We start from the raw sequence: 22,094 nt of genomic DNA on the forward strand, positions 1-22,094 counted from the left end.
GGCCCGTGGACGGCCACCGGTGACGTCGTCGCCTCCCACAGCCGAGGAGTGAGCGCAGATGCACCCCGCGACATCCCCCACCACCGGCACACCCGCCGGGCGGAACCACCGTACTCTCCTGTCCCGACGCCGATTCGCGCGCGGCCTGGCGGCCGTGGCGCTGGCCGTGCCCCTGGTCCTCGGCGCCGCCGGCTGCGGCGACGACGAGGCCGGCGCCGACGGCCCGGTCAAGCTCTCCGTCTTCTGGTGGGGCGGCGAGGCCCGGGCCAAGCTCACCGAGGACGCCCTCGCCCTCTACACCAGGAAGCACCCCGATGTGACCTTCGAGAAGACCTGGCAGGCCAACCAGGGCTACTTCGACAAGCTCGCCACCCTGACCGCCGGCGGCGACCCGCCCGACCTGTTCCAGATCGACGACAACTACCTCGCCGAGTACGCCGCCCGCAGCACCACCCTGGACCTGACCAGCTACAAGGACTCCGGCAAGCTGGACCTGTCGAAGTTTCCCGAGAGCCTGTGGCAGTACGGCGTGGTCGACGGCAAGCTCGCCGGCATCGCCTCCGGGGAGAACACCCAGGGCCTGGTCTACAACAAGACGCTGTTGGCGAGGAACGGCCTGCCCGAGCCCACCACCGGGATGAGCTGGGAGGAGCACATCGCCTGGGCCGAGCAGGTGGCGAAGAAGAGCAGGCTGCCCGGCACCCAGGACCCGAGCGCCGACTACAAGGCGTTCTGGGTCTGGCTGCGCCAGCAGGGCAAGGACCTCTACCGGGGCACGGAACTCGGCTTCACCGCCGAGGACGTGACCAGGTGGTTCGAGCTGTGGAAGGGCGCCCGGGACCGGGGTGCCACCCCGACCCCGGACGTCATCCACGAGGGCAACGCCACCGACATCACCAAGCAGCTGGTGGTCACCGGCAAGGCGGCCACCAGCTGGGTCTGGGCCAACCAGATGCCGGACCTGAAGAAGAACACCAAGGACGAGCTCGGCGTGGTCGCCTACCCGGGTGACCCGAGCGCCCAGTGGGCCCGGGCCTCGATGTACTGGTCGGTCTTCAGAGGCAGCAAGCACCGGGACATCGCGGTCGACGTGATCAACTTCATGAACAACGACCCGGAGGCGGTCGCCCTGCTCGGCACCGACCGCGGCCTGCCGTCCAACCTCGACCTGCGGGCCAAGGTCAGCGAGACGGCCACCGACCCGGCGATGAAGCTCTCCATCCAGGTCGAGTCCGACCTCGCGCAGAAGTTCGGCCCGTCGCCGCAGGTGCCGATCAAGGGGCACAGCAAGATCCGGTCCGAGCTCACCAAGGCCGCGGAGAACGCCCAGTACGGCCGGGCCACCCCGGCCGAGGCCGCCGCCCAGTTCATCGACGCCTGCAAGGCCGTGATCCGCTGACCCGACGGCCGACGGAAAGGAGCCGGCCCGTGGCCCTCACCACGGCGCCCGCCCGGAACCGACGCACCGGCCCGGCCGGCACCCAGCCCAAACGGCGTGGGTCCGGCCGGATCCGGCACGGCGAGGGTCTGGCCGGGTACGTCTTCCTCTCGCCCTGGCTCATCGGACTGATGGGCATCACGGCGATCCCCATGCTCTTCTCGCTCTATCTGAGCTTCACCGACTACGACATCCTCACCCCGCTCGCCGAGGTGCGCTGGGTCGGGCTGGCCAACTACGAGCGGATGTTCACCGCCGACCCGTCGTACTGGCACGCGGTGCGGGTGACGCTGACCTTCGCCCTGGTGGCCGTGCCGTTGAAGCTCGCCGGGGCGCTCGGCGTGGCCCTGCTGCTCAACCGGGCCGGGCGCGGCGTGGGGCTGCTCCGCGCCCTGTTCTACCTGCCGTCGCTGCTCGGCGGCAGCGTGGCCCTGGCCATCGTCTGGGTCAACATGTTCAACCGGGACGGGGCGTTCAACTCCTTCCTCGCGTTGTTCGGCGTCGAGGGGCTGCCCTGGGTCAGCGACCCGGACTGGGCCCTGGAGACGCTGATGGTCCTGGCGATCTGGCAGTTCGGCGCGCCGATGGTGATCTTTCTGGCCGGGCTGAAGCAGATCCCCACCGAGCTGTACGAGGCGGCATCCGTCGACGGCGCCGGCACCTGGCGGCGGTTCCGCGCGGTCACCCTGCCGATGCTCTCCCCGGTGATCTTCTTCAACCTGGTGCTGGAGACCATCCACGGCTTCCAGGGCTTCACCGCCGCTTTCGTGTTGAGCAACGGCACCGGCGGCCCGGTCGACTCCACCCTGATGTACACGCTGAAGCTCTACATCTCCGGCTTCACCGACCTGGAGATGGGCTACGCCTCCGCGATGGCCTGGGTCTTCCTGGCCGCCATCGCGATCATCACCGCGATCTTCTTCAGCACCGGCCGGTTCTGGGTGCACTACTCGGACGGGGAGTCGTCGTGAGCGCGAGGAGTGAGCCGGGTTTTGCGAGCCCCGCGGTCGCGAACGAAGGAGTCACCGGGACCCCGCTCGCCCCCGCTCGGCGGCGCCCCGGCACCCGGCAGGCCGTCCGGCTGCTGATCCTGATCGCGATCGTCGCGGTGGTGCTCTACCCGCTGGTCTGGATGGTCGGGACGTCGGTGAAGTCCCCGGAGGAGATCGTCAACAACATCGGGCTGCTGCCCGAACGGTTCACCCCGGGCAACTACCGGCAGGGGTGGGGCAACTTCGACGTCGCCTTCGGCCGGTTCTTCCTCAACAGCGCGCTGGTCAGCCTGCTCACCGTCGTCGGCAACGCGGTCTCCTGCCTGCTGGCCGCGTACGCCTTCGCCCGGCTGCGGTTCCGGCTGCGCCGGGTCTGGTTCACCGTCATGATCGGCACTCTGCTGCTGCCCGGCCACGTGCTGATCGTGCCGCAGTACATCCTGTTCCGCAGCCTCGGCCTGGTCGGCGGCGACTGGCCGTACCTGCCGCTGCTCATCCCGCACTTCCTGGCCACCGAGGCGTTCTTCGTCTTCCTCATGGTGCAGTTCATGCGGGGTATCCCGCGCGAGCTGGACGAGGCCGCCAAGATCGACGGGGCGTCCGCGTTCGGCGTCTTCCGGCACGTCATCCTGCCGCTGAGCCGCCCCGCGTTGGTCACCACCGCGATCTTCTCGTTCATCTGGACCTGGAACGACTTCTTCCGGCAACTTGTCTACCTGTCCAAGCTGGACGACTACACGGTTCCGGTGGCGCTGACCCTGTTCATCGACTCCACCAGCCAGAGCGCGGTGGGGCCGATGTTCGCCATGTCGGTGCTGTCCCTGCTGCCGGTGTTCCTGTTCTTCCTGGCCTTCCAGCGCCTCCTGGTCGAGGGCATCAACACCAGCGGGATCAAGGGATGAGCGCCACCCGGGACTGGCGGGACACCCTGCGCGAGGCCACCGACCTGGCGCTGCTCGGCTTCGCCCTCGCGCTGGCCGCCCTGCCGGTGCTCACCCTCGCCCCGGCCGTCGCCACCGCCAGCGCCGCGCTGCACGACCGGACCGTGAGCGGAAGCTGGCCGGACGCCCGGACCACGTTCGCCCGGTTCGGCCGGGCGCTCCCGGCCGGGCTGGCGGTCAGCGCCGTCGGGTTCGCGGTCGCCGGCGCGATCGGTGCCGATCTGGTCGCCCTCGCCACCGGTCGGGTGCCCGGCGGTGGGCCCGCGCTGGCCGTCACCGCCGTCGTCGGCGTCGCCCTCCTCGGGTACGCGGGCCTGGTCGCTGTCGCCGTCGGGCACACCGACGGCCGGGGCTGGCGGGCCGCGGCCCGGACGGCGGCGCGTACCTGCCCGGCGCGGCCCGGCACCTGGGTGGCCGCCAGCGGGGTGTGCTGCCTGGCCGGCCTGCTCGCGGTGCTGGTCACCCCGATCGCGGTGCCGATCCTCGCCGGGTACGCCCTGGCGGCCCTGCACGCCGTCGCCGCCCGCCGTCCGCTCACCCGCTCGGAGGCACCGTGACCGCTGACCCCCGTCCCGCCGCCCTGCCCGGGTCGGACGGCGACCCACGGCTGGCCGTCGACGGCGTCGAGGTGGCCCGCTACGTCGTCCACCCCGAGCTGGACCGCCGGCACGGGCCCCGGCCGTACCTGCACCCGGTGCGGACCCTGGCCGGCACCCCGGTCACCGACGCGTTCCCCGCCGACCACGTCTGGCACCTGGGCGCCTCCCTCGCCGTGCAGGACGTCGACGGCACGAACCTGTGGGGTGGCCGCACCTACGTGCGGGGCGCCGGCTACACCTGGCGGGACGACCACGGCGTCATCGCGCACACCGGCTGGCGGGAGCGGGCCGCCGACCGACTCGACCACGACCTGCACTGGCGGGACCGGGCCGGCCGTCCGCTGTTGGCCGAGCGGCGCCGGCTCACCGCCACGCCCGCCGACTCCCGCGCCTGGTGGCTCGACCTGGACACCACGCTCACCACCGCCACCGGTCGGGACGTGCACCTGGGCAGCCCGGCCACCAACGGCCGCCCCGGCGGGGCCGGCTACGGCGGCTTCTTCTGGCGCGCGGTCGCCGAGGCGGAGCCCCGGGTCCTCACCGCGGACGCCGAGGGGGAGGAGACGGTCAACGGCAGCGCGGCGCCGTGGCTCGCGCTGACCGGCACCGGGCCGGGCGGCGGGGCGTACACCCTGGTCTTCACGGGGCTGGGGCCCGGTGACCGGTGGTTCGTGCGGACCTCGACGTACCCGGGGGTCTGCGTGGCCTACGCCTTCGACCGGCCCGCCACGGTCCCCGCGGGTGGGCCCCGACGCCGCCGGCACCGGGTGCTGGTCGCCGACGGGCACCTGGACCGCGCCGCCGTGGCGGACCGGCTCGACAGGTCGGTATGGCCGTGACCGGGCCGGAGAGATTCCGCGTCTGCCCGGGGTGGTCACCCCGACCGAGGCGCAGCGGGCCCTCGACCACGGCCTGCGGTGGTTGACGGCGTTTCCGGCGGTCAGCCTCGGGCCGGCCTGGTTCCGGGCGGTAGCCGGGCCGCTGCCCGAGGCGCGCTCCGGTGCGGTGTCGGCCGTTGGGAGGAGGCGGGACGGGCCCGGCGGTACTTGATATTTATGAATACATGTGGTATTATGTCCGGTTAGGACTGGTAGCGTGGCGGCGCTCCCGCGTGCTGCGGTCACCGCGCCGGGGAGCGCCCGCTCAGCCGCGCCGGCCCACGGCGCGGTCGGTTTCCCCGAAAGGACCCAGTCGCGTGCCAGAGGCAGCCACCGTCGCTCTCGACACCCGTGTCCGTCGCTTTCTCGCCGCCCTGACGCCGGACGCCGACAGCGCGGACGCCCACGCTGTCGGCGCCTGTTTCGCCGATCCGTTCCTGGTCGCCGACGACACCGGCGCCCGGCCGGTGTCCCGCGCCGCCTTCCTCGCCGCCCTGCCCCGCCGGGAACGACTGTTCGCCGCCGCCGGATTCGGCCCTGCGGCGCTGGCCGAGGTCACCTGCCACCGCGTCGACGACCGGTACGTGCTGGCCCGCACCGAGTGGGACGCCGCGCGTGTGCACGGCGGCGCGCCGGTGCGGCTCGTGTCGTCGTACCTGCTGCACGACGACGGTGGGCGGTTCCGGATCGTGCTCTACCTCAACCACGAGGGCCTGCCCGGGGCCTGAGTCCCGCCGGCGGGCTCACCGCGGCGCCGGGGCCGGTGGCGCCGCCGGCCCCGGCGCGTCACTGGTGGCGGTGTCGGGCGCGCGTCTTGCCGCGAGCGAGCAGGCGGCGGTTCATTTCTTGCAAGAAGGCGACGTAGGATTGCCGCCGTGACGAAACGGTTGACGGAGGTGGCCCGCAAGGCGGGCGTCAGTGAGGCGACCGTGAGCCGGGTGCTCAACGGGCGCGGCGGCGTGTCGGAGGCGACCCGGACCGCCGTGCTGACCGCCCTGGACGTGCTCGGCTACGAGCGCCCGACCAAGCTGCGCGGCGAACGGGCCCGGCTGGTCGGCCTGGTCCTGCCCGAACTGCAGAACCCGATCTTCCCGGCGCTCGCCGAGGTGGTCACCGGTTCGCTGGCCCAACGCGGGTTCACCCCCGCGCTCTGCGCCCGCACCATCGGCGGCGTGCCCGAGTCCGGCTACGTCGAGATGCTCCTCGACCACCAGGTCTCCGGGGTCATCTTCGCCGGCGGGTCGTACGCCCTCGCCGACGCCTCGCACGAGCACTACCGGCGGCTGACCGACCGGGGGCTGCCCGTGGTGTTGGTCAACGCCGGCGTCGACGACCTCGGCTTTCCCCGGGTGTCCACCGACGACGCGGTCGCCGTCGAGCAGGCGTACGGCCACCTGCGCTCGCTCGGGCACGACCGGATCGGGATGGTGCTCGGCCCGGAGGGGCACGTGCCGTCCCGGCGCAAGTTGGCCGCGATGATCCGGGTGGCCGGCTGGGCCGGCGACACGGAGTACGTCGAGCGCTCCAGCTTCTCCATGGAAGGGGCGCGGGTCGCCGCGACGAAGCTGGTCGAGCGGGGCGTGACCGGCATCATCTGCGCCAGCGATGTGCTGGCCCTGGGCTCCATCCGGGCCGCTCGGCGGCTGGGTCGGGTGGTGCCGACCGACGTTTCGGTGGTGGGCTTCGACGACTCCGCGTTCATGACCTGCACCGACCCGCCGCTGACCACGGTGCGGCAGCCGATCGAGACGATGGGACAGGCCGCGGTGGACCTGCTGGTCACCCAGATCGAGGGGGCCGGCGTGCTACGCGACGAGTTGCTGTTCGAACCCGAACTGGTGGTACGCGGCTCCACCGCCCCGGCCCCCGGCCGCTGACCGTCTTCCTGGCCCCGGACGAGGCTTCCGGCCGCCGACCGCTGCTCGCGGTCGGCGGCCGTTTCGCTTCATGGTCAACGCCGTGTGCGGCATGCGGTGGTCACAGCCTGCCGCGAGGCCGCTTGTTGCCGCACCTGGAGTTGACCATCGCGCCGGCCACCCGCCGCGTCGCGTCTTTTCAAAAGACAGTCGACATCTTGCTGCGATGAGTCCGCCTCGTTACAGTGGCTCCACTCACACCCGGCCCGGGCGCAGCTTCCCGCGGCGGGTGCCTGGCAAGGCCATGGAGACACCCGTTCCCGAAGGGATGGACAGATGTCCGTACCGCAGTACCGGAAGGCTGCGGCGCTAGCGCTCGTGGCCGGCCTGGGGCTCACCCTTGCGGCTTGCTCCACGAAGAGCGACGACGCGACGAAGGACGCCAGCGGCAAGGTCACCATCACCGTCGACTGCCAGCCGGTCGGCGCCCAGAAAGAGCTGTTGCAGAACTGGAACGAGGACGTGGCCGAGTTCCAGCGGCAGAACCCCGACATCGTCATCAAGAGCGTCAGCGTCGGCGAGCAGTGCAACAACCCGCCGGACTTCACCGCCCGCCTCGCCGGCGGCACCATGACCGACGTGTTCTACGGGTACATGACCGATCTCCAGCAGGTGCTCGACTCCGGTCAGGCGATGGACATCACCCAGTACGCCAACAAGGACACGATCCCCACCTGGGACAGCGTCGACCCGGCGCTGAAGGAGGTCTTCACCGACAGCGGCAAGCTCTACGCCGTACCGGTGAAGAACTACTCGATGGGCCTGGTCTACAACAAGGTCCTGTTCCAGCGGGCCGGGCTCGACGTGAACAACCCGCCCAGGACCTGGGCCGAGGTCCGGGCCGCCGCCAAGAAGATCTCCGCGCTCGGCAACGGCATCGCCGGCTACGCCGAGTACAGCGCCGGCAACACCGGAGGCTGGCACTTCACCTCCCTGCTCTACTCCCAGGGCGGCCAGGTGCTGACCCCGGACGGCAAGAAGGCCGACTTCAACAACGCGATGGGCAAGCAGGTCCTGCGGAACCTCAAGGACATGCGGTACGGCGACAACAGCATGGGCGCCCGCCAACTGCTCCAGTGGGGCGACCTGTTGACCAACGCCGGCGCGGGCAAGGTCGGCATGTTCATCGGCGCGCCGGACGCCACCCAGGCGATCGTCAGCCAGTTCCAGGGCAGGTTCCAGGACTGGGCGATGGGCCCGCTGCCCGGCCAGGACGGCCCGGCGAAGGGGACACTCGGCGGTGGCGAGGGCTACTTCTTCAAGAAGGGCCTCTCCCCGGAGCAGGTCAAGGCCGGCCTGAGGTGGATCGCGTACCAGAAGCTGACGCCGGGCAAGGGCCAGTTCGACTACGTCCGGGCCAAGCCGCAGAACTACCCGGTGGGCCTGCCCCAGCCGCTGCTCTTCGCCAACGGGAGCGACGCGCAGAAGCAGGAACTCGAACTGCGCAAGGCGAACGCGAACGTTGACACCACGAACTTCGCGGCCTTCGAGGCGAACCCGGTCCCGATCAAGGGCGAGCCGCGCAACGCGCAGGCGATCTACGCGGTGCTCGACGCCGCGATGTCCGGGGTGCTGACGAACCCGAACGCGAACATCGACGCGTTGCTCAAGACGGCCGAGGACAAGGTGAACCAGCTCCTGGCCAGCGGGAGCTGATCCGACGGGTGGGGGCCGGCGCACCGGCCCCCACCCTCCACGCCACCACCGTCCGGCTCACCGACTTCCGCAGGAGTTGCCTTGGCGATCACCACCGTCCCGGGTGCCACCGGCAGACCGGGTCGCCCCGCGCCGCCGTACCCGGCCGGGCCCGGGCGTACGAGTCTCGGCCGCAAGGTGCGGGACAACCTCACCGGGCACGCGTTCCTGCTCGGCGCGGTCGCCTGCTTCGCCGTCTTCTCCTGGTACCCGATGGTCCGCGGCGTCGTCATGAGCTTCCAGCGCACCCGGCGCGGCGAGACCACCTGGGTCGGCTGGGACAACTACGTCCGCATCCTCAACGACCCCAGCTTCTGGACCGCCTGGAAGAACACCTTCTACTTCACGATCCTGGCGCTCGTCCTCGGGTACGCGATGCCGTTCCTCGTGGCGATCATGCTCAACGAGTTCCGCCACGCCAAGGGGTACCTGCGGATCCTGGTCTACCTGCCGGTGATGCTGCCGCCCGCCTCCGCGCTCTTCCTCTTCAAGTTCTACGCCTACGACCCCAGCGACGCGGGCCTGTTCAACGCGATTCTCAAGGCACTGCACCTGCCGACGTCGGAGTGGATGCAGTCGCCCGGGATGACGATGCCGGCGATGGTGATCGCGTCGACCTGGATGAACATGGGTAGCGCGGTGCTGATCTATCTGGCGGCGCTGCAGAACATCCCCGGCGAACTCTACGAGGCGGCCGAGCTCGACGGCGCCGGAATCTGGCGGCGGATCCGCCACGTCACGATCCCGCAGACCCGGTTGATCCTCGCGCTCCTGGCGATGCTGCAGATCGTGGCCACGATGCAGTTGTTCATCGAGCCACTGATCCTCGCCAACGGCGCGGGCGCACAGGACTCCGCGACCTCGGTGGCGTACCTCATCTACCAGCACGGGTTCTTCCAGAACGACCTCAACGGCGCCGCGGCGCTCGGCGTGATCATGCTCGTGGTGCTGGCCGGCTTCTCCGCCGGCTACGTACGGCTGACCTCGAAACAGGACTAGGACGGGCGAGACATGGCGCAGGACTCCGGCACCCGGACCCTCATCTCACCTACCCAGCTCAGGCGCGGGCGCGGGCGGATCATCTACTGGACGCTGCTCGCCGTCGTCGTGCTGGTGTTCACGCTCGTCTTCCTCGGGCCGCTCTACTGGATGGTCACCGGCGCGCTCAAGTCCGGCCAGGAGATCGCGCAGACCCCGCCGTCGCTGTATCCCAGGGACCCCCAGCCGCGGAACTACGCCGACGCGTGGACCAACCTGGACCTCGCCAAGCTGCTGTTCAACACGTTCTACTACGCGACCGGGGCGCTGCTGTTCCAGCTCGTCCTCGACACCGCCGCCGCGTACGCCCTGTCGAAGCTGCGACCGGTGCTCGGCAAGGTGATCCTCGGCATGATGCTGGCGACGCTGATGATCCCGGCGATGGTCCTCATCGTCCCGCAGTACGTGACCGTGATCGACCTGCCGATCCTGCACCTCAACCTGCTCGACTCGCCGTTCGCGATCTGGCTGCCCCTGGTCGCGAACGCGTTCAACATCTTCCTGCTGAAGCGGTTCTTCGACTCGATTCCGGAGGAGCTGATGTCGGCGGCGGTCATGGACGGGGCGACGCCGCTGCGCACCCTGTGGTCGATCATCCTGCCGATGTCGCGCCCCATCCTCGGCGTGGTCTCGATCTTCGCCGTGACCGCGGTCTGGAAGGACTTCCTCTGGCCCAAACTGGTCATGCCGTCGCCGGAGACCCGGACGGTCAGCGTCGGCATCTACGCCTTCTCCGGCGGCACGCCGATGAACGTCGTGATCGCCGCGTCGGTGATCGCCGCGATCCCGACCGTCGTCATCTTCCTGATCTTCCAACGGAACATCATGTCCGGCCTGACCACCGGCGGCCTCAAGGGATAGCCCCGGACACGCCGACGCGCGACCAACGACCGTTCGCCCGACAACACCCTCAGGTCCGGCGAACCCACCGACGTACCAACGCAGAAAGCAGGTGCTCGTGTCCACAGCAGACAGCGGTCCGTGGTGGCGTGGCGCGGTGATCTACCAGGTGTACCCGCGCAGCTTCGCCGACGGCGACGGCGACGGGATCGGCGACATCACCGGCATCCGGTCCCGGCTGGGTCACCTGTCCGCGCTCGGTATCGACGCGATCTGGTTCAGCCCCTGGTACCCCTCCCCGATGGCCGACGCCGGCTACGACGTGGCCGACTACCGCGACATCGACCCGGTCTTCGGCACCCTGGCGCAGGCGGAGGCGCTGATCGCGGAGGCACACACGCTCGGCATCCGGACCATCGTCGACGTGGTGCCGAACCACTGCTCCGCGGCGCACCCCTGGTTCCAGGCGGCGCTCGCCGGCGGCCCGGACGCGCCCGAGCGGGAGCTGTTCTGGTTCCGCCCCGGCCGGGGCCCGAACGGCGACCGGCCGCCCACCGACTGGGTCGGCGAGTTCGGCGGCGAGACCTGGACCCGGACCGTCAACCCGGACGGCGCCCCCGGCGACTGGTACCTGCACCTGTTCGCGCCGGAGCAGCCGGACTTCAACTGGGACCACCCACGGGTGCGGGCCGAGTTCGAGGACATCCTGCGGTTCTGGTTCGACCGGGGGGTGGACGGCATCCGGATCGACTCGGCCGGCCTGCTGGTCAAGGACGGGACGCTGCCCGAGACGCTGCCGGACCGACCGCACCCGTTCCGCGACCTCGACGGGGTGCACGAGATCTACCGCGCCTGGCGGCGGGTCGCCGACGAGTACCCGGGCGACCGGGCGCTGATCGGCGAGGTGTGGCTGCCGGACCGGCAGCGGTTCGCCAACTACCTGCGCCCGGACGAGCTGCACGCGGCGTTCAACTTCGACTTCCTCGGCTGCGCCTGGGATGCCGCCGCGCTGCGCGAGAGCATCGACGGGACGCTGAGCGCCCACGCGCCGGTCGGCGCGCCGGCCACCTGGGTGCTCTCCAACCACGACGTCACCCGGCACGTCACCCGCTACGGCCGGGCGGACACCACGTTCAGTTTCGCCGCCAAGCGCGAGGGGATCCCCACCGACCTGGAGCTGGGCACCCGCCGGGCCCGGGCCGCCGCGCTGCTCTCCCTCGCGCTGCCCGGCGCGGCGTACGTCTACCAGGGCGAGGAACTGGGCCTCTGGGAGGTCGAGGACATCCCGTACGAGCTGCGCCAGGACCCGATGTGGGAACGCTCCGGCCGGGTCGATCCCGGCCGGGACGGCTGCCGGGTGCCGCTGCCGTGGACCGGAGACGCCCCGCCGTTCGGGTTCAGCCCGGACGGCGCGGCGGTCCCGCCCTGGCTGCCCCAGCCGGCCGACTGGAAGGACCGTACGGTTCGGGCGCAGACCGGCGACCCGCACTCGATGCTGGAGCTGTACCGGGCCGCCATCGCGCTGCGCCGCGACGAGGCGGCGCTCGGCGACGGCACGCTGACCTGGCTGCCCGCCCCCGACCGGGTGCTCGCCTTCGGCCGCGAGCCCGGCTTCGCCTGCCTGGTCAACCTCTCCGACACGGCGGTGCCGCTGCCCGACCACGACCGGCTGCTGTTGGCCAGTGGGCCTGTCGACGACCGGCTTCCGCCGGACACCGCCGTCTGGCTGCGTACCCGCTGATCCGTCGCGGTGCCGGCGTCCCCTGCTCCGTCACTGCATCGAGCAGGGGGCGCCGTCGACGGTGCACCCCTCGGGTGCTCGCGTGCGCGTATCCCGTACGTCGAACCGGAACGTCGTCGACCCCTGGGCCGGCACGGCCTTCCCGGTGAAGGTGACGACCTGCCCGTCCTGCCGCCACTCGACCCCGGTCGCGTTGTTGATCGCGGCCCCCGTGGCCAGCGTCACGACCACCGCCCAGTCCTGCTTCTCCGTCCCGCCCGGGTTGGTCACCACCACCTCACCCCGGTAGCCGAACAGCCGGTCGGAGACGGTCTGGTAGCGGGCGGTCAGCGGGGCCGCCGGCGTGGGGGTCGCCTCGGGCGTCCGGGTCGGCGTGGCGGTGCTGGGGGAGGGGGACGGCGACTGGGATGGGGAAGGGGACGCGGTGGCGCTGTTCCGGGCGGCGGTCGACACGGTCCGCGACGGGGTGCTTTTGGGGGCGGGGCTCGTGGTGGTCGGCAGCAGCAGCGTCGACTGCGGCGTGGCCTCCGGGATCCGCGGCGCCGGTCGGGTGAGCCACACCGCGGCCCCGCCGGCCAGGGCGAGGCACGCCAGCCCGCCACCGATCACCCCCGCCCGGCGGCGCCGCCCGGCCCGGGTACGGCCGTCGCCGAGCAACCGGACCACGGGCAGCTCGGCGGTCAACCCGCCCTCGGCGCGGCGCAGGTCGACGCGCTGGAACGCCAGCCAGTCGAGGATCGCCGGCAACCGCACGGTCACCGCCTGCTGGTGATACTCCGACCGAAGGGCGTGCCGTTCGGCGTCCCACTCGCCCGCCAGCAGTTCCTCGCGTACGGACAGGCGGCAGCCGTGTCCGGAGGGGACGATCTGGCAGGTCAGCCGGGTGAGCTGGTCGCCCTCCCGGCAGTCCAGCACGTATCGCTGCGGCGCCTGCCGCTCGACCACTGTCGCCTCGATGTCGGCGACGAACCCGGGCAGCCCCGCCGTACGCAGCAGCAACCGTTCCGGCCGGTCGGCCGGCGGGACGCTCTCGGCGAACCACTTGCCCAGCAGCGCGGGCTCCGTCAACGCCCGCCACACCGTGTCGGACGGGTGGAACAGGTCGATTTCGATGCCGATCTCGATCACGCGCAGACTCTACGGGTCAGGGTTGGACGGCGCTCCGGACGGGGATCCCCGCCGTCGCACTACCGGGCCGGCTGCTCCGGACCGCCGTCGTGCCACCGGGCACGCCAGGCGGCCTCGCGCGTCTCGTGCGTGGCCTTCTCCTCGTACACCGCCCGGCGCAGGGCGCCGCGGGAGTCCGCGAACGCCAGCACCTCGACCACGACGAGCGCGACGCAGATGGCGGTCAGCAGGCTGAGCGCCGCGAGCGCCGGCAGGTGCCGTCCGACCGGAAGCCCGGCCCCGAGCGCGAGGAGCACGCCGACCCGGGTCCAGGTCACGGTTCGCAACATGCGTAGTTGGAATATCACGTCGGTGGCCAGGAAGACCATCACCCCGCTGAACAGCAGCGGCACGGATGCGCCCCGTCCCCGCTCGGTCAACCCGCCCACCGGGTCGGTGATCGTGGCCACCAGTTCCTCCGCGCCGATCGCGAAGAGGATCACGCCGGCGATCATCGGCAGGTAGAGGTAGGCGTACGCGTCGCGGGCCATCGCCAACCTCGGCGGGCCCTGGGCGGAGTGCAGCGCGATCCGGGCGGCCGGGCCGATCATGTCGAAGTGTGCCCACCACAGCGCCGCCGTGAAGAGGATGCCCAACATCGCCGCCACGATGGCCGGCCACGTCACCGGCTTGCCGAGCAGGTTGCCGCCGACGCCGACGGAGATCACCGACTCGCCCAGCGCGATGATGAGGATCAGGTCGTAGCGTTCCGTCCAGTGCTCGGCGGAGGTGACCTCCCAGCCCCTGGTGCCGGCCAGGAAGCCGCTGGCGTACTGGACGATGACGACGACGATCCACAACCCGTCCCGGAACCATATCGCGAGGTCCGGATCAGCGATCCGCAGCGGAACCACCGCCGCGATCAACAGGAGGAAGGCCGTGATCGCCACCTCGGGGAAGAACTGGACCAGTTGGCGGCGGGCGTGCGGCTGACCCCGGGTGGCGTGCGCGTACAGCACCAGATGCACGGCGCGGAAGACCAGGTAACTGATCGTGACCACGATCGGCCCGCCGGTGCCCAACTGGTGGTCGCCGAAGGTCTGCGGCAGGGCCAGCGCGAAGGTGAACAGCGCGATCATGCCGACCACCATCAGCACCGGGACGAAGCCCTCGCCGAGCCGGAGCCGGGCGGCGACCATGCTGTGCACCACCCAGCACCACCAGAGCACCGCGAGCACCAGCATGGCGTGCAGCAGCTGCCGGCTGCCCACGTTGGCGGCGGTGGCTCGGGTGATGATGAAGAACGACACGACGAAGACGAGGTCGAAGAAGACCTCGAACTTGTCCACCCGGGCGGCCGGAGCGATCGGGATGGCCGGCCCCAGCCCGCCGCGTCTCCGGTCCGCGCCCACCGGACGAGTCTCCCAGTGCCCGGACAGCCTCGGGCCGGATTCGGCACATGCCCGCCCGGGCCGAACCTCACCCCTCCAGGCCGCGGGTCGGTCGGCCCAGGTAGATGACCCTCAGCACAGCCGGCCGACCGGCTCAGCCGCCCAGTCGCTGGCGGGCGAGGAACTTCGGCACCACCATCCGCCACGACTCGGTCACCAAATCGGTCATCCGCTCGTGGTCGAGCCGGTGCAGGTGGCAGCACACCCAGTTGAACCGCAGGTCGGACGGGCGGGGGAGGAGGAACAGGTCCGGTTCGGTGGCGATCAGCGCGTCCCGTTCCTCCTTCGGGTAGCCGAAGCCCATCGTCCGCTCGTCCCGGCTGAACGCGACGTAGACGATGGCGCCCACCCGGAACTTGACCCGGTCCCGGATCAGGTGCTCGCTGGTGCGGGGGAGGGTCCGGGCCAGGGCCCGGACGTCGTCGACGGTGACCACCGCCCGACCGTAACGCCGGCGGGTGACATTTCGCGTCACCGGGACGCGCCGCCACCGCCCTCCACAGCCGGGGTCGCGTGGGCAAGCGCGATCCGGAGCGTGTCGACCATCGGGGTGTCCGGGTGCTCGGTCCCGTGCTGGGTGGCGACCCGCAGGGTGGCCAGGAAGACCGCCGCCATGATCCGGGAGCGCAGCGCCCGGTCGGGGCCGGTGAGCCGCTGGGCGAGTTCGGCGGCCAGTTCACGTTCGTTCGCGGCGTACGTGGCGGCCTGGTGCGCGAGCAGCCCCGGGTGCCCGTGTAGTTGGCGGCGGCGGTTCAGCCAGGACAGCCCGGTGTCGTCGTCGTGGTAGACCTCGACCGCCAGGTGCAGTGCGGCGCGGCTCAGCGCGGCCCACGGCGCCTCGTCGGCGGGTCGCGCGCGCAGCAGGTCCAGCAGTCGGCGCAGCCGCCGGGTGTCGCCGTGGAAGAGAGCCTCCTCCTTGCTGGAGAAGTAGTTGGAGAACGTCCGCCGGGAGACGTTGGCGGCGTCGGCGATCGCCTCGACGGTGACCCGGTCCGGCCCCTGCTCGGCGGCGAGGCGCAGGGCCGCCTCGTGCAGGGCCAGGCGGGTCGCCGCCTTCTTGCGTTCTCGCAGCCCCGCCGTCTCGTCCATGGGCTCAGCGTACGTGAGACGTGATTCTTTTCTCAACGTGCAAACTTGCCTGATGTGCAAGATTCCCTGATGCTTGCTTGAGGCAACCAACGTTGGTCTGGAGGACGAGAGTGAACACCGCCGCCCGTGAACTCGGCACGCGGCTGCACGATCTGTTGACCGGCGTGCGGCTGCTCAAGCAGCGACGCGTCGACGAGCGGCCGGCCGTGCCGCCCGGCCTACTGGGCCCGCTCATGCTCATCGAGCGCAGCGCCAGCGGCTGCCACGCCCGGGAACTGGCCGAACGCGGACGGCTCGACCCGTCGACCGTCAGCCGCGCCGTCGCGGCCCTCGTCGCGCACGGCCTGGTCGAACGGCGGCCCGATCCGACCGACCGGCGGGCCAGCCAACTGACCATCACCCCGGCCGGCCGGGCCGCACTGGCCGAGACGAGTGACTGGTACGGGCAGGTGCTCGCCCGGGCGCTCGCCGACTGGACGCCCGACGAGGTGGCGGCGCTGTCCACCGCGCTCGGCCGCCTCACCCGCGACCTCGGGGTCGCCCTCGCACACCACGACAACCAGGAGGACGCGCGATGAGCGCACCCACCGTAACGGCCGAAGCCGCACCGATGAGCCGACGGCAGACGCTCGAAGCACTCAGCGGCCTGCTGCTGGTGCTCTTCGTCGCCATGCTCAGCGGCACGGTCGTCTCGATCGCGCTACCGAAGATCATCGGAGCGTTGAACGGCTCCCAGACCCAGTACACCTGGGTCGTGACCGCGACCCTGCTCACCGCCACCGCGAGCACCCCGATCTGGGGCAAGCTGGCCGACCTGTTCAACAAGAAACTGCTGATCCAGATCGCCATCGTCGTGTTCCTGCTCGGTTCGGTCGTCGCCGGCCTCTCGCAGACCGCCGGGCAGCTCATCGCCGCCCGTGCGTTCCAGGGAATCGGCGTCGGTGGGCTCCAGGCGCTGGTCCAGGTCGCCATCGCGGCGATGATCCCGCCGCGCGAGCGGGGCCGCTACAACGGCTACCTGGGCGGCGTCATGGCCCTCGCGACGGTCGGTGGCCCGCTGCTCGGCGGCCTCATCGTCGACACGTCCTGGCTCGGCTGGCGCTGGTGCTTCTTCGTCGGCGTGCCGGTCGCCGTCGTCGCGCTGATCCTGCTCCAGGCCACCCTGCACCTGCCCACCCTGCGCCGGGACAATGTCAAGATCGACTACCTCGGCGCGACCCTGATCGCCGCCGGCGTCAGCGTGCTGCTGATCTGGATCTCCTTCGTCGACTCCTCCTTCGCCTGGCTGTCCTGGCAGACCGCCGCGATGGTCGGCGGGGCGCTGCTCCTGCTCGCCCTCGCGATCTGGGTCGAGGCGCGCGCCGCCGAGCCGGTCGTGCCGCTGAAGATCGTCCGCGAACGCACCACCGCGCTGGCCATCCTCGGCAGCCTCGCGGTCGGCATGGCCATGTTCGGCGGCTCCGTCTTCCTGGGCCAGTACTTCCAGATCGGCCGCGGCTACACCCCCACTGAGGCCGGCCTGCTCACCATCCCGATGATGGCCGGTGTCCTGCTGTCGTCGATCGTCGCCGGGCGGCTGATCACCGCCAGCGGGCGGGTCAAGCCCTACATCGTCGCGGGCTCGGTCATCCTCGTCGCCGGCTTCGCCCTGCTCGGCACCATCGACCACGAGACGTCGCTCCTCCTGCTCGGCGCCGCCATGTTCATCGTCGGCGTCGGCGTCGGCATGACCATGCAGAACCTCGTGCTCGCCGTGCAGAACACCGTCCCGCTCAAGGACATCGGTGCGGCCAGCTCCAGCGTCGCGTTCTTCCGCTCCCTCGGCGGCACCATCGGCGTCTCCGTGCTCGGCGCCATCCTCGCCCGCCGGGTCACCGACCGGATCACCCACGACCTCGCCGCCGCCGGCATTCCGACCTCCGGTGGCGGCGGTGGCAGCCTTCTGAACCTCGACGCGCTGCCGGCGCCGGTGCAGCACATCGTCCGTGCCGCGTACGGCGACGCCACCGGGCACATCTTCTTCATCTCGGCGGCCATCGCGATCGTCGGTATCATCGCCGCGCTGCTGCTCAAGCCGGTCACCCTGCGGTCCAGCCTCGACCTCCCGGACGCCGCGCGGTCGGCCGCCGTCGCGGCGGACGCGGTCGACGGGGCACCCGCCTTCGACCAGGTGAGCGTTGAGGCCGGGACGAAGGGCGATCAGTCCCGCCGCTGACGCCCGGCCGATCGCTTCAGGGCCGTCGCCGTTCGCCGGCGGCGGCCCTGAACCTGTCCCCATCAGGGCCGGCGTCGGCCGGCCGTACGTCCCTGTGAGGGCCGGTGTCGGCCGGCCGTAATGTCCCCGCGAGGGCTGGCGTGGGCCGGCCGTGACCGAAACGAGCAGCAGTGGACATCACGAAGACCCCTCGGCGCCCGGCGGCGGCACCCGGCGGGCGGCGTCACGCCGCCGTGCGCCGCGCCTTGCGCGAACTGGCGCTGGTCGCCGCGCTGTTCGTCGCGTACAAGGCCGGCCGGATCGCCGCCGGGGGCCGGGCACCGACCGCTCTGCTCAACGGGGAACGGGTCTGGCGGCTGGAACGCCTGCTCCACCTGCCCAGTGAAGCGGCCGTCCAGGCCCCGCTGCTCGCCCACGAGCTGCTGGTACGGCTGGCCAACGAGTACTACGCCTATGTGCACTTCCCGGCCACCGCGTTGTGCCTGATCTGGCTGTATGTGCGTCGTCCAGAGCACTACCGCTGGGCCCGCCGGGTGCTCGCCACGCTCACCGCGGCCGCGCTGGTCCTGCATGTCCTCGTCCCGCTGGCTCCGCCGCGGCTGACCCTCCGGACCGGCCTGGTCGACACCGCGCGTCGGTTCGGGCCCTCCGTCTACGGCGCACCCGAGGCCGACACGGTGAGCAACCAGTACGCGGCGATGCCGTCGCTACATCTCGGCTGGGCGCTGGTCATCGCCGTGGTGCTGGTCCGGGTCACCCCCGGCCGGCTGCGCTGGCTCTGGCTGGCGCACCCGCTCGCCACGCTGATGGTCGTCGTCGTCACCGGCAACCACTACTGGCTGGACTGCCTGGTCGCCGCGGGGCTGCTCGGCGTGATCCTGCTGCTGCTACCCGGGCCCGGCACCCGCCGACCGGCCGCCCCGGCGCGGTCCTGTCATCCTGTGCGGGTCCGACGCCACGTGCCGGCGCCGCGGCGTTCTGTCGAGCCCCCCGGCGCGTCGGGCCCCGCCGACCCCGTGGAGCTGCCGGCTGGCGTCCCCGCGGCCCGGACCGCTGCCGAGGCGGTGGTGCGGGCCAGCCGGCCTCCTACGGCTTGAGCAGCACCTTGACGCACTCGTCCTGCTTGTTCTTGAAGATGTCGTAGCCCTGGGGTGCGTCGTCGAGCCGCAGGGTGTGCGTGATGATGAAGCTCGGGTCGATCTCGCCCTTGCGGATCCGCTCCAGCAGCGGCCGCATGTAGCGCTGCACGTGCGCCTGGCCGGAGCGCATGGTCAGCGAGCGGTTCATGAACGAGCCCATCGGAAACTTGTCGATGAACCCGCCGTACGCCCCGATCGCCGAGACGGTGCCGCCGTTGCGGCAGGCGAGGATCGCCTCGCGCAGCGCGTGCGGCCGGTCGGTCTCCGACTTGACCGCCTGCTTCGCCCGGTCGTAGGCGTGCAGGGCCGCCGACGCGTGGTGGCTCTCCATGCCGACCGCGTCGATGCACGCGTCCGGGCCCCGCCCGGCGGTCATCTCGCGCAGCGTGTCCAGGACGTCGGTCTCCTCGTAGTTGATGGTGTCCGCGCCGACCCGGTCCCGGGCCATCCAGAGCCGGTACGGGAACCGGTCGATGACGATCACGCTGCCGGCGCCGAGCAGGTAGGCGCTGGCGGCGGCGAACTGCCCCACCGGCCCGGCGCCCCACACCGCGACGGTGTCGCCGGGCTTGATGTCGCACAGCTCCGCGGCCATGTAGCCGGTGGGCAGCACGTCGGACAGGAACAGCACCTTCTCGTCGGGCAGATCGTCCTCGATCTTCAGAGCCCCGACATCGGCGTACGGCACCCGCACGTACTCGGCCTGCCCACCGGCGTAGCCGCCCATCATGTGCGAGTAGCCGAAGATGCCGGCGGGGGAGTGGCCCATGGCCAGCTCGGCGATCGCCGCGTTCGGGTTGGAGTTCTCGCAGACCGAGTAGAGGCCACGCTGGCAGGAGACGCAGTCGCCGCACGCGATCGGGAAGGCGACGACGACCCGGTCACCGACCCGCAGCCCGTCCCGCACACCCTCGCCGAGTTCCACGACCTCGCCCATGAACTCGTGCCCGAGGACGTCACCCCGCATCATCGTCGGGACGAAACCGTCCAGCAGGTGCAGGTCGGATCCGCAGACCGCCGACGAGGTCACCCGGACGACCGCGTCGCGGGGGTTGAGGATCCGCGGGTCCGGGACCTTCTCGACCGCCAGCCGGTTCGGGGCGATCCAACAGTTCGCCTTCATGGTGCCCCTCACGCGCCGCGGTGCGCGGCCAGCGGCCGGGCCGGACGCTGCTCGACCTGGTTCCGGATGCTCGTGCCGTCGGGCGTACCGTCCGAGCGGGCGATCTCGCCGGTCTCGATGACCTGTTTGAACCGCCGCAGGTCGTCGACGATCTGTTGCCGCGGGTTCTCCCCGAACGCCCTGGCAACCAGCGCGCCCAGCACGCGCCCGGGCGGGGCGTACTCCAGCTCCACCCGTATCTCGGTGCCCTTGCCGCCGTCGGTCGGCGTGAAGCGCACGGTCCCGGCGTTCGGCACCCGCGCGCCGTCGACCGAACGCCACCGGATCAACCGGTTCGGCCGCTCCTCGACGACCTCGGCCTCCCACCGCACGCTCCGGCCGGCGGGGGCCTTCGCGGTCCACTGCGACCGGCGGCCGTCCGTCGTCCGCACCGACTGCACGTGGTACATGAACCGCGGCAAGTTCTCGAAGTCGCGCCAGAACCGGTACGCCTCCTGCGGGGTGCGGTTGACCGTCACCGAGGCGTGTGCCCGGCCGGAGCCCGTCATGCCCCGCCGGCCCCGCGTCGCGCGCGCCGAGACGTACAGGTCGACCGCGGTGATTCCGGCGAGGGCGGCCATGACGTACGTCAGGCGGCGCCGGCGCTCACCGCGGCGCTGGCGCAACGCGTGGCCGGCGGCGGCGAGGTCCATGACGTCACCGGCCACCCGGGTCCACGCGCCGAGGCCCGGCCGACGGGGAACCAGCAGCGTCGCGGCGTGGCCCAGCTCCCGCACGCCGGCGGTGCGCAGCACCGCCCGGGCGGCCCGCGAGTCGTCGATGCCGGCCAGCCGGCCGACCTGGGGCCCGGCGGCGAGGGTGGTCACGCCGAGGCCGAGGCTGAACCAGCCGAGGATCCGGGACATGCCTACCGAACCGCGGTCCTCGGTCGCCCGCTCGATCCCCAGGGCGTCGGTCGCCGAGCGGACACCCATGGTCGTCCTGGCAGTCATACGTTCTCACCCCGTGTTCCGAGTCGTTGGTGGCGGTTCAGCTCGGCCCCGCATCCGATCCGGTCCGACCGGCCGGCGTGCCATTCCCGCAAATCGTGGCCTCACACCTGCCGGTTTGGCCGCGCCGGCCCGGGGAACGAGGACGGTACGAGCGCGCTGCCGACGGGCGGCGCCGCGAAGGGAGTCTGGGTCATGGCCAACGCCGAGCAGCCACTGCGCGGCAAACGAATCGCCTTCCTCGCCACCGACGGGGTGGAAGACGTCGAGTACACGCGATCCCGGGCCGCCGCGGAGCAGGCGGGTGCCGAGGCGCAGCTGATCTCCATCAGGCCCGGCGAGATCCAGTCGATGGACCACGACATCAACCCGGCCAACCGCTACCGGGTGGACCGTACGGTGGACCAGGCGCATCCCGCCGACTATGACGCCCTGGTGCTGCCCGGTGGGACGGTCAACCCTGACCGGCTTCGGATGAACTCGGCGGCGATGAACTTCGTCAGGGCGTTCTTCCAGCAGGCCAAGCCGGTGGCGGCGATCTGCCACGGGCCGTGGTCCCTGGTCGAGACCGGTCTCGTCAAGGGGCGGACAGTCACCTCGTACCCGAGTCTGCGCACCGACATCGTCAACGCCGGCGGGAACTGGGTGGACCAGCAGGTCCAGGTCGACGGCGGTCTGGTCACCAGCCGTAACCCGGGCGACCTGCCGGCGTTCTGCGACAGGATGGTCGAGGAGTTCGCCGAGGGCGGACACGCGCGCCAGGCCGGGCACGCCTGACCCGGCGGCGACGCCGGATCGGGACCGGGCCGATCCGGCGTCCGCTGCTCGCACGCCCGTCGTGCGACCGCCGCGCGGCGGGAAGGCGTGCGCGTCACCCGTATCGGGTGCCGCTCGTGCGCCACG

The 22,094-nt window shown here is 71.5% G+C and carries 21 protein-coding genes; 15 read left to right on the plus strand and 6 right to left on the minus strand.

Annotated features, from left to right (window positions below):
• Nucleotides 1-58: 58 nt before the first annotated feature.
• From GA0070604_RS15055 to GA0070604_RS15110, 11 genes are all read left to right on the plus strand, one after another.
• On the plus strand, nucleotides 59-1,399 hold the full coding sequence (locus tag GA0070604_RS15055) for an ABC transporter substrate-binding protein (protein ID WP_091118517.1): 1,341 nt from the start codon (nucleotides 59-61) through the stop codon (nucleotides 1,397-1,399).
• A 29-nt stretch (nucleotides 1,400-1,428) separates the two neighbouring features.
• A complete protein-coding gene (locus tag GA0070604_RS15060; protein WP_091118518.1) occupies nucleotides 1,429-2,409 on the plus strand; it encodes a carbohydrate ABC transporter permease in 981 nt (326 codons plus the stop codon).
• Nucleotides 2,410-2,570: 161 nt separating this feature from the next.
• Nucleotides 2,571-3,332, plus strand: a complete 762-nt coding sequence (locus GA0070604_RS15065) for a carbohydrate ABC transporter permease (RefSeq protein WP_208602281.1) — start codon at nucleotides 2,571-2,573, stop codon at nucleotides 3,330-3,332.
• Complete coding sequence (locus tag GA0070604_RS15070; RefSeq protein ID WP_091118520.1) at nucleotides 3,329-3,928, plus strand: hypothetical protein; 600 nt, start codon at nucleotides 3,329-3,331, stop codon at nucleotides 3,926-3,928. Before GA0070604_RS15065 ends, GA0070604_RS15070 begins: the two co-directional genes overlap by 4 nt.
• Entirely contained in the window at nucleotides 3,925-4,809 is an 885-nt protein-coding gene (locus GA0070604_RS15075; protein ID WP_091118521.1) for a DUF6807 domain-containing protein, read from the plus strand. The genes GA0070604_RS15070 and GA0070604_RS15075 overlap by 4 nt, the downstream gene beginning before the upstream one ends.
• A 356-nt stretch (nucleotides 4,810-5,165) precedes the next feature.
• Complete coding sequence (locus GA0070604_RS15085) at nucleotides 5,166-5,576, plus strand: DUF4440 domain-containing protein (RefSeq protein WP_091118522.1); 411 nt, start codon at nucleotides 5,166-5,168, stop codon at nucleotides 5,574-5,576.
• A gap of 147 nt (nucleotides 5,577-5,723) precedes the next feature.
• A complete protein-coding gene (locus tag GA0070604_RS15090) occupies nucleotides 5,724-6,725 on the plus strand; it encodes a LacI family DNA-binding transcriptional regulator (protein WP_244161910.1) in 1,002 nt (333 codons plus the stop codon).
• Between the two features lie 315 nt (nucleotides 6,726-7,040).
• A complete protein-coding gene (locus tag GA0070604_RS15095; protein ID WP_091118524.1) occupies nucleotides 7,041-8,420 on the plus strand; it encodes an ABC transporter substrate-binding protein in 1,380 nt (459 codons plus the stop codon).
• A gap of 81 nt (nucleotides 8,421-8,501) precedes the next feature.
• The gene (locus tag GA0070604_RS15100) at nucleotides 8,502-9,458 is read left to right on the plus strand and encodes a carbohydrate ABC transporter permease (RefSeq protein ID WP_091118525.1); all 957 of its coding nucleotides are present in this window, start codon (nucleotides 8,502-8,504) and stop codon (nucleotides 9,456-9,458) included.
• 12 nt (nucleotides 9,459-9,470) lie between these two features.
• Nucleotides 9,471-10,358: a carbohydrate ABC transporter permease gene (locus GA0070604_RS15105; protein ID WP_091118526.1), complete on the plus strand. Its 888-nt coding sequence runs from the start codon at nucleotides 9,471-9,473 to the stop codon at nucleotides 10,356-10,358.
• A gap of 97 nt (nucleotides 10,359-10,455) precedes the next feature.
• Nucleotides 10,456-12,078 (plus strand): glycoside hydrolase family 13 protein, encoded by a 1,623-nt coding sequence (locus GA0070604_RS15110; protein ID WP_091127140.1) that lies wholly within the window; start codon nucleotides 10,456-10,458, stop codon nucleotides 12,076-12,078.
• A gap of 30 nt (nucleotides 12,079-12,108) precedes the next feature.
• Here GA0070604_RS15110 and GA0070604_RS15115 read toward each other — a convergent pair whose 3' ends face one another.
• The 4 genes from GA0070604_RS15115 to GA0070604_RS15130 all read right to left on the minus strand — a co-directional run bounded on the left by GA0070604_RS15115 (nucleotide 12,109) and on the right by GA0070604_RS15130 (nucleotide 15,725).
• Nucleotides 12,109-13,206, minus strand: a complete 1,098-nt coding sequence (locus GA0070604_RS15115; RefSeq protein WP_091118527.1) for a cellulose binding domain-containing protein — start codon at nucleotides 13,204-13,206, stop codon at nucleotides 12,109-12,111.
• A gap of 59 nt (nucleotides 13,207-13,265) precedes the next feature.
• Nucleotides 13,266-14,597: a low temperature requirement protein A gene (locus tag GA0070604_RS15120; RefSeq protein ID WP_091118528.1), complete on the minus strand. Its 1,332-nt coding sequence runs from the start codon at nucleotides 14,595-14,597 to the stop codon at nucleotides 13,266-13,268.
• 133 nt (nucleotides 14,598-14,730) lie between these two features.
• Nucleotides 14,731-15,072: an MmcQ/YjbR family DNA-binding protein gene (locus GA0070604_RS15125; protein ID WP_091118529.1), complete on the minus strand. Its 342-nt coding sequence runs from the start codon at nucleotides 15,070-15,072 to the stop codon at nucleotides 14,731-14,733.
• A gap of 35 nt (nucleotides 15,073-15,107) precedes the next feature.
• Nucleotides 15,108-15,725 carry a TetR/AcrR family transcriptional regulator gene (locus GA0070604_RS15130; protein ID WP_091118530.1) on the minus strand — a complete coding sequence of 206 codons (618 nt, stop codon included), beginning with the start codon at nucleotides 15,723-15,725 and terminating at the stop codon, nucleotides 15,108-15,110.
• Nucleotides 15,726-15,835: 110 nt separating this feature from the next.
• Between GA0070604_RS15130 and GA0070604_RS15135 the strand changes: the two genes are divergently transcribed.
• From GA0070604_RS15135 to GA0070604_RS15145, 3 genes are all read left to right on the plus strand, one after another.
• Nucleotides 15,836-16,303, plus strand: coding sequence for a MarR family winged helix-turn-helix transcriptional regulator (locus GA0070604_RS15135; RefSeq protein WP_208602065.1), 468 nt, complete (start codon nucleotides 15,836-15,838; stop codon nucleotides 16,301-16,303).
• On the plus strand, nucleotides 16,300-17,940 hold the full coding sequence (locus tag GA0070604_RS15140; protein ID WP_091118531.1) for an MDR family MFS transporter: 1,641 nt from the start codon (nucleotides 16,300-16,302) through the stop codon (nucleotides 17,938-17,940). Before GA0070604_RS15135 ends, GA0070604_RS15140 begins: the two co-directional genes overlap by 4 nt.
• Nucleotides 17,941-18,110: 170 nt before the next feature.
• Nucleotides 18,111-19,037 (plus strand): phosphatase PAP2 family protein, encoded by a 927-nt coding sequence (locus tag GA0070604_RS15145; protein ID WP_244161911.1) that lies wholly within the window; start codon nucleotides 18,111-18,113, stop codon nucleotides 19,035-19,037.
• Here the strand turns inward: GA0070604_RS15145 and GA0070604_RS15150 are convergent.
• A complete protein-coding gene (locus tag GA0070604_RS15150; protein WP_091118532.1) occupies nucleotides 19,027-20,202 on the minus strand; it encodes a zinc-dependent alcohol dehydrogenase in 1,176 nt (391 codons plus the stop codon). The genes GA0070604_RS15145 and GA0070604_RS15150 overlap by 11 nt on opposite strands.
• 8 nt (nucleotides 20,203-20,210) lie before the next feature.
• Nucleotides 20,211-21,194, minus strand: coding sequence for an SRPBCC family protein (locus tag GA0070604_RS15155; RefSeq protein WP_244161912.1), 984 nt, complete (start codon nucleotides 21,192-21,194; stop codon nucleotides 20,211-20,213).
• A gap of 192 nt (nucleotides 21,195-21,386) precedes the next feature.
• On the opposite strand from GA0070604_RS15155, the gene GA0070604_RS15160 reads away from it, so the two are divergent.
• Nucleotides 21,387-21,968: a type 1 glutamine amidotransferase domain-containing protein gene (locus tag GA0070604_RS15160; RefSeq protein WP_091118533.1), complete on the plus strand. Its 582-nt coding sequence runs from the start codon at nucleotides 21,387-21,389 to the stop codon at nucleotides 21,966-21,968.
• Nucleotides 21,969-22,094: the final 126 nt, after the last annotated feature.

The organism is Micromonospora eburnea, assembly GCF_900090225.1.
GTDB classification, from domain to species: Bacteria; Actinomycetota; Actinomycetes; order Mycobacteriales; family Micromonosporaceae; genus Micromonospora; species Micromonospora eburnea.

Bases quoted from the DNA above. Each gene is read 5' to 3' on its own strand.
- GA0070604_RS15055 (WP_091118517.1), top strand. From the start codon at position 59: ATGCACCCCGCGACATCCCCCACCACCGGCACACCCGCCGGGCGGAAC.
- GA0070604_RS15065 (WP_208602281.1), top strand. From the start codon at position 2,571: ATGGTCGGGACGTCGGTGAAGTCCCCGGAGGAGATCGTCAACAACATC.
- GA0070604_RS15070 (WP_091118520.1), top strand. From the start codon at position 3,329: ATGAGCGCCACCCGGGACTGGCGGGACACCCTGCGCGAGGCCACCGAC.
- GA0070604_RS15095 (WP_091118524.1), top strand. From the start codon at position 7,041: ATGTCCGTACCGCAGTACCGGAAGGCTGCGGCGCTAGCGCTCGTGGCC.
- GA0070604_RS15105 (WP_091118526.1), top strand. From the start codon at position 9,471: ATGGCGCAGGACTCCGGCACCCGGACCCTCATCTCACCTACCCAGCTC.
- GA0070604_RS15130 (WP_091118530.1), bottom strand. From the start codon at position 15,725: ATGGACGAGACGGCGGGGCTGCGAGAACGCAAGAAGGCGGCGACCCGC.
- GA0070604_RS15140 (WP_091118531.1), top strand. From the start codon at position 16,300: ATGAGCGCACCCACCGTAACGGCCGAAGCCGCACCGATGAGCCGACGG.
- GA0070604_RS15150 (WP_091118532.1), bottom strand. From the start codon at position 20,202: ATGAAGGCGAACTGTTGGATCGCCCCGAACCGGCTGGCGGTCGAGAAG.
- GA0070604_RS15155 (WP_244161912.1), bottom strand. From the start codon at position 21,194: ATGACTGCCAGGACGACCATGGGTGTCCGCTCGGCGACCGACGCCCTG.
- GA0070604_RS15160 (WP_091118533.1), top strand. From the start codon at position 21,387: ATGGCCAACGCCGAGCAGCCACTGCGCGGCAAACGAATCGCCTTCCTC.